General features: G+C 44.4%; 9 protein-coding genes and 3 pseudogenes. 3 read left to right on the plus strand and 9 right to left on the minus strand.

Going from position 1 to position 11864, the window contains the following annotated elements; all coding sequences use genetic code 11:
- Positions 1–8 precede the first annotated feature (8 nt).
- Positions 9–86, minus strand: coding sequence for a methanobactin-like peptide MovA (movA, locus tag SLS51_RS24695; RefSeq protein WP_434086436.1), 78 nt, complete (start codon positions 84–86; stop codon positions 9–11).
- A gap of 219 nt (positions 87–305) precedes the next feature.
- Between movA and SLS51_RS16090 the strand changes: the two are divergent.
- The 3 genes and pseudogenes from SLS51_RS16090 to SLS51_RS16100 all read left to right on the plus strand — a co-directional run.
- Positions 306–808: pseudogene (locus SLS51_RS16090) on the plus strand (transposase); the annotation flags it as partial.
- A gap of 193 nt (positions 809–1001) precedes the next feature.
- Complete coding sequence (locus SLS51_RS16095) at positions 1002–1646, plus strand: hypothetical protein (protein WP_323839683.1); 645 nt, start codon at positions 1002–1004, stop codon at positions 1644–1646.
- 127 nt (positions 1647–1773) lie between these two features.
- Positions 1774–2037, plus strand: a pseudogene (locus SLS51_RS16100) (transposase); the annotation flags it as partial.
- 1645 nt (positions 2038–3682) lie between these two features.
- On the opposite strand, the gene SLS51_RS16105 reads toward SLS51_RS16100, so the two are convergent.
- The 8 genes and pseudogenes from SLS51_RS16105 to SLS51_RS16135 all read right to left on the minus strand — a co-directional run.
- Positions 3683–3931, minus strand: coding sequence for a hypothetical protein (locus SLS51_RS16105; RefSeq protein WP_207631934.1), 249 nt, complete (start codon positions 3929–3931; stop codon positions 3683–3685).
- Positions 3932–4118: 187 nt separating this feature from the next.
- Complete coding sequence (locus SLS51_RS16110; protein WP_323839684.1) at positions 4119–4322, minus strand: hypothetical protein; 204 nt, start codon at positions 4320–4322, stop codon at positions 4119–4121.
- A 4-nt stretch (positions 4323–4326) separates the two neighbouring features.
- Positions 4327–4473: a hypothetical protein gene (locus SLS51_RS16115; protein ID WP_165578880.1), complete on the minus strand. Its 147-nt coding sequence runs from the start codon at positions 4471–4473 to the stop codon at positions 4327–4329.
- A 176-nt stretch (positions 4474–4649) separates the two neighbouring features.
- Entirely contained in the window at positions 4650–5090 is a 441-nt protein-coding gene (locus SLS51_RS16120; RefSeq protein ID WP_228903144.1) for a DUF6392 family protein, read from the minus strand.
- Positions 5090–7654, minus strand: coding sequence for a hemagglutinin repeat-containing protein (locus SLS51_RS16125; protein WP_323839685.1), 2565 nt, complete (start codon positions 7652–7654; stop codon positions 5090–5092). The genes SLS51_RS16120 and SLS51_RS16125 overlap by 1 nt, the downstream gene beginning before the upstream one ends.
- 184 nt (positions 7655–7838) lie before the next feature.
- Entirely contained in the window at positions 7839–8210 is a 372-nt protein-coding gene (locus SLS51_RS16130) for a DUF6911 family protein (protein ID WP_323839686.1), read from the minus strand.
- A 1-nt stretch (position 8211) separates the two neighbouring features.
- Positions 8212–9150 (minus strand): cytidine deaminase-like fold-containing protein, encoded by a 939-nt coding sequence (locus tag SLS51_RS24700; RefSeq protein WP_439126889.1) that lies wholly within the window; start codon positions 9148–9150, stop codon positions 8212–8214.
- 114 nt (positions 9151–9264) lie between these two features.
- Positions 9265–11778: pseudogene (locus tag SLS51_RS16135) on the minus strand (hemagglutinin repeat-containing protein); the annotation flags it as partial.
- Positions 11779–11864 lie beyond the last annotated feature (86 nt).

The raw sequence follows: 11864 nt of genomic DNA on the forward strand, positions 1-11864 counted from the left end.
CAATATTTTTATTTATTGTATGAACCGCAGGTCATTTCTTTATCTTCAACTTCGACCTCAATTTCAACAGATGTTTTCTTTTGCATGTTTATATCCTCGATTTAATTTTAAAAATGACTTTTCATAAAGTCACCTCACTATATAATTTATAATATTCACAGTGTCTTTTTATTTTCTTTTTAATTGTGATTTATATCACAATAAATGTTAATGATATGTTGCGGTCAGGTTATTGACAAAGTTATGATTTTTCAACCCGCAATTTGCTTTAATTAAGCTCCGTTCACCAAACGGGGTTTGCGGCCATGTTAAGAACACCCCCTCTCCAGACTTTCTCACCAGAAACGCTCTTGTTTGACGAGCTGGCCCTTAAAAATCATTTGGTCCGTCAAGTCGATGCCGTCATTGATTTCGAATTTATCCGCGAATTAGTAGTCCCATTGTATTGCCACAATAATGGCTGACCGGCTATCGATCCAGTTATGTTGCTCAAGATGATGTTACTGGACTATTTTTATTTGGTATTTCCAGTGAACGCTGTCTGGTACAGGAAATTCAGGTTAATGTGGCTTACCACTGGTTTCTGCGCCTCGGACTGACAGAGAAGGTCCCCGATTCCTCAACCCTGAGTCAGAAATGTCGTCGTCGTTTCAGTCACAGCGAGGTCTTCCGGCAAATTTTTTACAACATTGTTGAGTAAGCGATTGCCAAGAGATTGGTCGGTGGACGGGTACTCTGTACTGACAGCATCTGTCTGAAAACCAGTGTCAATCTGCACAAATCAAGGAACGAACAGCGAGCTGTGCCCCTGTACCTATTAAAGCAGTATCATGGGCACCATTAGGCCCGTTTTTGTGGGTTGCTGAAAGTGAAAATACAATGCCTTTTGGTAGCAACAGTTCAAAATATCAAGCAGATAGAGTTGCTGATCGCAAGGCTTTATTATTTTTATCTGTGGATGGGGGAATATTCAGTGTAGCAGGGTCCAAAATGGCATTTGGGTGAGTGCTCAGACCAGCTTAGTGAGAAAAAATGGACACAGCATTTTTCATAATGAAAAAAACAAACCTCATTATTTTGAATGGGGTTTGCCAGCGGTCTGTAAAGCAGTTCACTTTTTTTATCTTTCCGACCAGGAATATGACATAAAAGGATTTATTGATAAATTTGAAGAAAATAGCAAATTTTTATGCAATGTTTTTTCTGCGATTGTGGGATTGCATATTAAAAGAATTTTTCTAAAAGAGCTTGAAGAGAATTATGAAATAGAACCTGAATTTTATAATTCACGAATTTATTTATCGGCAAAAAAACGTAGTAATATAATTGATGCTTTTGAAACAGTTTTGCCCTATTACTTAGCGCCTAAACAGAATAGTCAGTATGAACATATTTATCTTCAACCAAGGGGAGATGATTTATTGTATTTTGTATCACCATGCAATTCACCTAATCAAACGATTGCAAAAGAGAACTTAATTTACAATATTCTGACTATGGATAAAGAGGGAAAACAGATAAATGCGATGGAACAAAATATCACATCTATTTTCCTACGTTCTTTTACCAACGATATATTAAGGTTAAGGGAGGTCAGTAAAAGCTCTTTATTTGAGAAAATAGCTAAGATATACATTGAAAACTAGGTGGAAATTAAAAGATTTTCTCTGAAAAAGCGGAAGGATTATACTGGCGGCACCGAGGCCATGCTAAAAGTCACGGTGCCATCTTTTCCTTCGAAAGGGTACTCCCGCCGACATAAAGCTGGAGAGGAATAATTGGCAAAAGTAGAAACGCAAAATCCAGAGCATACATGCCCGTATCGCAATATCCGCAAAGATTACCTTCATAAAGTCACGATGACTATCAGCGAAAACCACCAGCGAAAACCACGCCATGATCGTCATTGAGGACTTAAAGGTGAAAAACCTGTCAAAATCAGCGGCGGGGATGGTTGAACACCCCGGGCGCCACGTCAGGGCAAAATCCGGATTAAATCGCGCGATACTGGATCAGAGCTGGTATGAAATGCGCCGCCATTAGGGGAAAAAACATAATGAACGATTTTCAAGAGGTCAATTAACTCTTGAAAAAACCTTAGTGTTTACGTATCCCTGAACTGATTCAAAACATTTAACAGGATTAACCGGATTTTAAAAATCATTTAAAAAATAGACTTTGATCTTAATGCCATTATTTGATCTGTTACCTTCTATGGTTTTAAACCTGAAAAATAAAATAAAGAATAAACTGAATGCAAATTTAATGAAAATGGGGAAGATAAATAGGGGATATAAAACGTAAATACCATTTATTAAATCTTTTCTAGTGATAATAAAATCCTTTTTATCGTTGATGAGTCAGCTAAGGGGTAAAAACAGGTACTCCATTAATGCCAGATTTTTAAAAGGTATAGAGTGATTAAAAACGGCCTATTTACGGCCATAATCATTTGAAAATACGAGTGCGGATAGATTAAAATATTTATATAACATTTTGATTTAACATAATAAATGCTACTTTTTAGCAGGATAGTTAATGACATTTAATCGAAATTTATTAACCATTAATGGCAAGTTAAAAAGCAATCAGCACGATAGAGAAAGTTTTTTAATGAACTGAAAGTGAGATGTTTTCTCACCGTCATTTTAAGGCGTAAGCTATAAAAATAATGCAATAAAAAAGAGATAAAACGGTTAATCTGGTCGGATTTAAGCTTTTTAAAAAAAGAGGGGTTATCGGAGAAAACATCAAGGGATATCTTTAATATCGTCAGGCTATTTACCGACTTATTGATAAAAACCACTCAGGATTACCAGTAAAACAGAGCCAGTAAAAATAAAATGTAGAAAGGATGAAAATAACGGTTAAAACCTTATGCCGATTAAAACCAGAGATTAAAAAAATGATTTTTAATAGTAGTTTAGAAGCTGTCTATCATAAATCTTTCAGTGAAAAATAAGAAAAAAATTGGTTTTGCTAATGTTTATGTTTCTGGAAAAGAGGGAATATGATCATATGAGTAATTTAATCAAACAATCTATTTTCCCAAAGGAGCAGACTTTAATAATTTTTTTAAATGGTATAAATTTTTCCATAAAACCAGTTAAATAATCTGTCATAAAAAAGTTCAAGTGAATGATTTAACAGAATACGAATCTGGTTAATTACAGTGTTATTATTTTTCATTTATTATGTAAAACTGTAAAATACGCTGGATTAAACGGCTTTACACTGTTTTAATCAGTTTAGTCTACGATTTGATTTAAACTATGCTGCTTTTTATGTCTTTAATGTGATCTGGGATTAAAATCAGTTAATACCGTTACTTTCAAAACTATTTTCGTGCTCTGTTAACGCTTAAGTACTTGTCAAATTGTATCACTTTTCTGGCTGATTAATCTGCTAGGCTTTTTACCCTTGCTAGTGTAATGAGGTATTATTCGATATTGAAAAAATTATCAACCGATAAATATGCTATCTTAAATGTTCGGTGATGCGACAATATGATGTATTTTAAATAGGTTTTTCAGCAACGTGAGATCCCAGCTAAAAATTAAATGGCCTGAATCTGGTGGAGTTACTGACTCAGGTATCATTAGCCGCTTAGTGTAAACTGTCCAGCTTTATTGGGCACTTCATATTGGTTGGGAGCCCATTTAAATTTGCTATAAATTGTATATTATCTGCAATCTGTTATATCTATTTTTATATTCTCTCCATCAGAGATATTCCGTATTTGCAGAGCAAAATTAGCTTTAATTCTCATGGCTTCAAATGATCGCGATAGATAAAGATTCTCCAACTCATATTTTCCTCCTGCAACGAAGGGAATTTTTGGTATTAAATGATAACCAGATTGAATAGGTCCATTAATTTTTTGCCAGGAATGCGCTAAAGAACACCCTGTTAGGACTTCGTAATCTTCCAATATAATTCCACGCCATTCATTTATGCTTTCAGCCAATTTATCAAATAAAGCTGTTTCAGGATCGAATGCATAGATACAATCATCTTTTAAACAAAACTGATTTCCAAAGATGTCTTCTGCAAAAAAAGAGCGTTTTTAACCATATCGTCATATGAATTAATCCATAGTTCACTGTTATTCTAGCCTATTAGGCCGATTTTTTCGCCCACTTTTTCATATGGAAAAACTTGTAAGGCTGACTTAAACCCATAAAATCCATTTTTTTCTTTAATAGATAACTTAATTCATCTACTAATGATGGCCCATAAACAGAAGCAATGTATTTTTCTGGCTTAATAGAAGAAATGTCATTACTACAAATAGATAATAACTTGTCAGTTAAAGGCCGCATTTTTTTATTTCTCCGTCTGACATACAAAAGGGTATCTTTCCACACAGGATAAGGCACTGGTGATATCCCGGTCTGCCAGTGTAGAAACGTGGTCATGGCCTTGAATTTTCCCGCCGAGGTTGGTGATGTCCTGCTGGGTGGTTAAATCCACTTTACCACCCTGAATAGAGCGTAAGCATCTAGTTATCGTATCTGGCTGTAGAAAGATAATATAGAGCAATTTTGCATTTAAACTTGAGCAAATATTTACTGTAATTCTTTATACAGAGCTTTCCCCTACTTATTGGGTGTCCAACTTTCGGGGAGGGCATATGATCGGGATTAATGTTATTTCAGCATTAGAGAAAGCTTACTTATGAAGTTGTTTTTATTGAATTCAATATGTAATACGTAATTATCTCTTACATATTTTATCCATCGGTTAATGTATCCCAACAGCATATCTGGTTTGCCTCCTCCGCTTGAAGTTGGTGTTCCCATGATTTCAATAAATTCGGACTCTTTTCCCTTTAGCTCTATACCTTCTGGTAGCTCGCCGATATAACCAGTAAAGCCTTCACTAGGTTCTATAAAGAAAGTAATTTGATCTATAATATTATTCTCTAGCAAAAGTAAAATTCCTGAACTATAAAAAGAATAATAAATCCTTTCTCCTAAAATATCAGGGGAAACATCAGGCATCTCATTAATTTCTTGAATTAATAAAACAAAACGACGATCGAGCTTCGAGCACCCAAGCAAAGCTATAATTTCTTGTAATTTCAACATTATTTCATTACTCCTTTACTTCGATTACGTTCTACGATCTGTCGTACCGCATCATCAACTAATTTAGGGTCATAACCACGTTCTATCATATTACGTCTCAAAGCTTCGGTATCACGGCATACAGCACCACAAAGATCCTGTGCGTCTTTCTGAACTTGAGCTGGAGTATTTTTACCTCCATAAGTCGGGCTGGCTTTATGTGCATCCCGTGGAATTTCAACGGCCGTTGCATTTTGATATAAAGTTTTTTCCTCTGCGGGGGTTAGTTTTCTTCCCAACTCATTTTCTTTTGCTTTTCTAAGTGCTGCAAATGACGGAATATGATCATGCTCTAGTCCATCCCCCACGACTGCACAAGATTTTAATTCCTTGTAGGAGTTAACGTTGAGCACCTTAACAGCCTGGATCTCATCATTGGCTTTGTTAATTAACTTAGAGGCTTCGGCAACATCCCCTTTCACTAAGGCTTTTTCTGCCGCTTTAATGGCTTTGCCTGCGGCATCACCTGCAACAGGCACTAAACCGACAACTGCCGCTAGATAGTCTATCGCACTCTGGGCTTCTGCAAAACTCTTGATATCACCAGCAATCGGAACGAAGTCAATTCCGAAAGAAGTCGCTCCTTTAAAGAGTTCTGCCCGGTAGGCATCTATTTTGGCCGAACAAGCATCAGAGCTAAGCCCCGCACAGTGCTGTACCTTAAGCTCGGCCTCTGCCGTTTCAATCTGTTTTAATGCCTTTTGGTATTTGTCAGCTTGTGATTCGCCAGATAACTGACGTTCGACAATATCACTTAGTGCATTATTCTCCACCGCATTCTTCCCGGCCTGGGCACCGGTGACGGCGCTGCCGGTGGAGTCACCAGCAATGCCGCCGGCCAGACCCGCGGCCAAAGTAGAAAGAGTGCTGATGGTCTGTTTTTCCTCTTCACTTAAGTCGCTGACTTTAGCATTTTCGCCGTGAATATGCTTCATCAGTTCTCGGGCAGCCAGTTCACCGCCCGCCGCGCCTGCCGCACCCGCCAGCGCATTGTTACCACTGACTTCGGCGGCCACTGCCCCCAGAATGGCATGGGCCAGAGTATTGGTGACGACATCGACCTTGTGAGTTTCTGGGTCGGTAGTCAGGTCTTTAATCACCCCGGCCAGATAAGGAGAAGCGCCACCTGCCAGCGCCTGACCGATATTTCCGCCCGCGAGTCCCTGAATGGCCGCGGTAGCCGCCTGTAAAGCGGTGTGGTATTTCCCACCGGTGCCCAGACCAGACTCATTCAATGCCGCGTTATAGGCGGTCTTGTAAATCTGGTCTTTAATGAGCGCCGGGGTGATGTCGGTTTTACCTTTATCCTTTAGTACTTTTATGGCTGCTTCTCTATCCGGGTCACTGATGTTCTCCAGTTTGGCGTTGGCCGCTTTGGTGGCGATAATGGCCCCTTCGGTGCCGGCGATATCAATCACCTGCGCACTGATTTCGCCAATCAGTTGGGCCTGTTTCAGCCGTTGCTGCTCTTTCTCTTTGTCAAAGATAGGGCTGAGAGCATTATTGGCGTGGTCGGTATCCCGGCTCAGGGTGGTGACATCCTGTTGCTGGTTGTCTTTATCCCGGATAATCAGGGCACCGTCACTGACCGCGGCGTGAGTGGTGCTTTGGTCATGGCCTTCCCGGTTAGCGCCGCCCAGGGTGTTGGCTGCCAGATTACTGAGGAACATGCCGCCGACTGAACCGCCGGTGCTGATACTCACGCTATGGTGCTCGGTTTTAAAATCCGCTTTGTTTTTGATATCGCCAAAGCCCAGCGTGCCGGTATCGAGGGTGTTTTTGTCTTTATCTGCGGTACTGGCAATGACTGCGCCGTCAAGCTGGGTGTGTTCACCCACTTTTACCTGATAGCCGCCTTTGCCGGCAAACAGTCCGGTTTGTTCCTGTACGGAGTCAAAGTTGCTGTGGATTTTGTCGCGGCTGGCGCTGAGGTTCAATGAACCGCCTGGTTGTGGACCGAGAGTAACACTGACACCGGCACTGGCGTTCTGCTGCTTCATATCGTAGCGGTTGCTGTCCTGCTCGCTGCTGAGTGTCAGGTGGCGTTTGACGTCGGCAGTAATCTGTTCGCCGCTGACCTGAGCGCCTTTGAGCGTCGCATCCCGGCCGGCGTTGAGGGTGACGGTTTGTCCTGCATCCAGCGTAGTTTCGTTATGGCTGACGCCGTTGCCACTTTCACGGCCTTTGCCGCGGTTGGTGCTGGCGGAGAGATTGATTCCCGTGCCCCCCGGTCCGGCAGTGAAACCGACGCCCAGTGAGCCACCGCGACTGCTGTTTTTGCCGGTGGTCTGTTCGGTGTTCTGGCTGGATGAGAGCTGGATATCCCGGCTGGCATTGAGTTGCAGGTCTTTACCCGCCTGCAATTGACCGCCCTGAATGCGGATATCGCCGTGCTGGTCTGGTGTGCCGGAAGCGGTGAGGGTGAGATTATCCCCGGTCGTCAGGCTGCTGCCCTGTTGAGTGGTCTGGTGCTGTTTCAGTTCTGACCGGGAGGACTGGCTGCCGTAGGAGAGGTTGACGCCCACCAGATTATTGTTGGCTTTGTCGCCACCGCCTTTAGCGTCGGCCAGACGAGCAGCCTGGACTGCCTGTATCCCATTAAGAGCGGCTTTGGTTTCATGTAATGATTTGAATTAATTTAACATTATCCTGCCGGATTAATGCTGGAGGTAAAAATAACCCCGGTTTTGGAATGGCCGGGGTGGTCGCTTAATTTAGAAGTTCTTTTGATACATTGCCAGTATCAAAAAATTCTTTGAATACTTTAACAACAAAATCGAAATCTTTTGTGAGTTGGCGAGCAGGCCAATAATCACCTAAGATATTAATTTTTTGATCTGGTCCTTCTGGGTCCCAATAAGAACGAACATTATATTCATCTTCCACTATTTCACCTAATGTGAGCAAATAGTCTCCTTCCTCAGTTCTTACCTGTAACTCAGTTTCATTATGGATGACACTTAATACTAATACTCCTGATTTACCTTTTAAATTTAATAGAATCTTCTCGACATCCAGCCAAATAGGAAATTTTGTTTTCCCCCCTTTCCCATTTAAAATCCACTTGATAGAAAAATTCATTTTAATTTTTCTCCTTTATCGATTTCATTCCAGGAACCCAGTATAGTGTGCTGCCTGATTTTTCTTCATATATTGTAAGTGATTTTAGCCCAGCTTTATCAGCCATTGCTGCAATATCTCCCTTACAGTAACCACAGATATAATCTCTCGTTACTTTCAGCTCCATATCTCGGCCCATAGTTAAGCCATTCTCATAAGCTTGCTGTATGGCTCCAACCTCGGCATGCGCTGTTGCCATATTTCTATTAGGGAGATCTTTATTAGGCCGTTTTTCTATTTTGGCTTGTATCCGACCATTAATCAGAGTAGGGCGACTTTGATCACCAAGATAGTAATCTGGCCGATTCCCCTGATTGGTATCAGTAAATTTTTTCCCGGTTTCTTTATCAGTTAACTCTGCTGTGACCTTAGGAATGGAGGTATGAGTTTTTTTATCTAAAACTCTACTGCTTTCCTGAATTGTGAGTTTATCTGGTGAGACGATTCCTTCTGTCGGCTTGGTTATGGCTTTATTACCGGCAACACCTCCAAATATAGCCAGTGAACCCAGACTCATATTTGCTACGCCACTACCATATTTGCCGTCAATAACCTGCCCAATACCCGTACCCGCCTGATATGAACCTCCGGCAACAATGCTTCCCCGAATAAGTGTTCCTGGTGTGCCGGGTAATATCGTTAATGCATCCGTTCCGAGAGCAGCTTGTCCTGAATGTACGCTGTACGTTTTCAAATAGCTTAATGCTTCATTATAGGCTTTCGCATCTGCGGCAGCCGCAACAAATGCTCCCCCGTTAACTAAATTCTGAATTGCAGCCGCAGCTTTTTTTCCTGGGAAACCATATTCTGTCTGCAATTCATAGCCATATTGATTGAGCAAAACAGACAGCTCCTGTTTTCCTTTCTCATCTAATGTACCTTTGCGATATTTGTCTAACATCACATTACTGGCTTTGTCTTCATTGGTGAGTCTGACGATATTTTGTGAAGCTTCCAGGAGGTTTTTACCTGCCTTTTGGTCGTCAAGGGCTTTGATCAATGCATCATTCTTTTTGACAGTCAGGAAGTTGTTCTCCACTGCATTCTTCCCGGCCTGGGCACCGGTGACGGCGCTGCCGGTGGAGTCACCGGCAATGCCGCCTGCCAGCCCGGCCGCCAAAGTAGAAAGAGTGCTGATGGTCTGTTTTTCCTCTTCACTTAAGTCACTGACTTTAGCATTTTCGCCGTGAATATGCTTCATCAGTTCCCGGGCAGCCAGTTCACCGCCCGCCGCGCCTGCCGCACCCGCCAGCGCATTGTTACCACTGACTTCGGCGGCCACTGCCCCCAGAATGGCATGGGCCAGAGTATTGGTGACGACATCGACCTTGTGAGTTTCTGGGTCGGTGGTCAGGTCTTTAATCACCCCGGCCAGATAAGGAGAAGCGCCGCCTGCCAGTGCCTGACCGATATTTCCGCCCGCGAGTCCCTGAATGGCCGCGGTAGCCGCCTGTAAAGCGGTGTGGTATTTCCCACCGGTGCCCAGACCAGACTCATTCAATGCCGCGTTATAGGCGGTCTTGTAAATCTGGTCTTTAATAAGCGCCGGGGTGATGTCGGTTTTACCTTTATCTTTCAGTACTTTTATGGCCGCTTCTCTATCCGGGTCACTGATGTTCTCCAGTTTGGCGTTGGCCGCTTTGGTGGCGATAATGGCCCCTTCGGTACTGGCGATATCAATCACCTGCGCACTGATTTCGCCAATCAGTTGGGCCTGTTTAAGCCGTTGCTGTTCTTTCTCTTTGTCAAAGATAGGGCTGAGAGCATTATTGGCGTGGTCGGTATCCCGGCTCAGGGCGGTGATATCCTGTTGCTGGTTGTCTTTATCCCGGATAATCAGGGTGCCGTCACTGACCGCGGCGTGAGTGGTGCTTTGGTCATGGCCTTCCCGGTTAGCGCCGCCCAGGGTGTTGGCTGCCAGATTACTGAGGAACATGCCGCCGACTGAACCGCCGGTGCTGATACTCACGCTATGGTGCTCGGTTTTAAAATCCGCTTTGTTTTTGATATCGCCAAAGCCCAGCGTGCCGGTATCGAGGGTGTTTTTGTCTTTGTCTGCGGTACTGGCAATGACTGCGCCGTCAAGCTGGGTGTGTTCCCCCACTTTGACTTGATAGCCGCCTTTACCGGCGAACAGTCCGGTTTGTTCCTGTACGGAGTCAAAGTTGCTGTGGATTTTGTCGCGGCTGGCGCTGAGGTTCAATGAACCGCCCGGTTGTGGACCGAGAGTAACACTGACACCGGCACTGACGTTCTGCTGCTTCATATCGTAGCGGTTGCTGTCCTGCTCGCTGCTGAGCGTCAGGTGGCGTTTGACGTCGGCGGTAATCTGTTCGCCGCTGACCTGAGCGCCTTTGAGCATTGCATCCCGGCTGGCGTTGAGGGTGACGGTTTGCCCCGCATCCAGTGTAGTTTCATTATGGCTGACGCCGTTGCCACTTTCACTGCCTTTACCACGGTTAGTGCTGGCGGAGAGATTGATTCCCGTGCCCCCCGGTCCGGCAGTGAAACCGACGCCCAGTGAGCCACCGCGACTGCTGTTTTTGCCGGTGGTCTGTTCGGTGTTCTGGCTGGATGAGAGCTGGATATCCCGGCTGGCATTGAGTTGCAGGTCTTTACCCGCCTGCAATTGACCGCCCTGAATGCGGATATCGCCGTGCTGGTCCGGTGTGCCGGATGCGGTGAGGGTGAGATTATCCCCGGTCATCAGGCTGCTGCCCTGTTGAGTGGTCTGGTGCTGTTTCAGCTCTGACCGGGAGGACTGGCGGCCGTAGGAGAGGTTGACGCCCACCAGATTGTTGTTGGCTTTGTCGCCACCGCCTTTAGCGTCGGCCAGACGGGCAGCCTGGACTGCCTGTACCCCGCTAAGGGCGGCCTTGGTGCCCTGTAAGGCTTTGATACGGCTGTCACTTTCATTGTTAGCGGCTTGAACCGTTTGAACGGCGGAATTCAGGGCCCCGCCTGCGGTGCCGGACAGCGCCACGGTCAGGCCGCTTTGTTTCTGTTCGGTTTTGGTGATAGCGGTGTGGCTGTTTTCCGCACTGGTGATGTGAATGTTTTGGCCGGAAAGTTGCGTATCGCGGCCCGCCACGACATCACTGCCGTGAAGGTTGAGCTGTTTTCCGGCGCTGAATGTTACATTGCCCTGGCTGCTGCCGACCGTGCTGCCTTTGTTGAGGTTGCTGTCGATATCGGTAGTGGATTTTTGGCTGGCTTTGCCGACGGAGAAGCCGATACCGCCGGTCCCCATCAGACCGGATTTTTTCTCTTGCTTGAAGTGCGTTTCATGACGGGCTTCATCAGCGGTGGTGATGGTGAGTTGATTGCCTGCGGCCAGATTAACATCCTGAGTGCCTGCCACGTTACTGCCGATGATGTTGAGGTCATTTCCGGTTTGTAGGGTTACGCGGTCGCCGCTGAGCGTGGTGCTTTGTGCCCGGCGTTCATGCACTTCGTCGTGGGTTTCGACGGAGGATTTGGAGAGTAAGCCTTTACTGGTCTGTTTGCTGTGTTCTGTCAGGTCTGATGAAACGATGTCCGCTTAAATGTGAGCAAACACTTGCTGTAATTCTTCATGCAGAACTTCCCCCTATTTGTTGGGTGTCCAACTTTCGG

The sequence above is a fragment of the Photorhabdus africana genome (assembly GCF_035181445.1).
In the GTDB taxonomy this organism is placed as follows: Bacteria; Pseudomonadota; Gammaproteobacteria; order Enterobacterales; family Enterobacteriaceae; genus Photorhabdus; species Photorhabdus laumondii.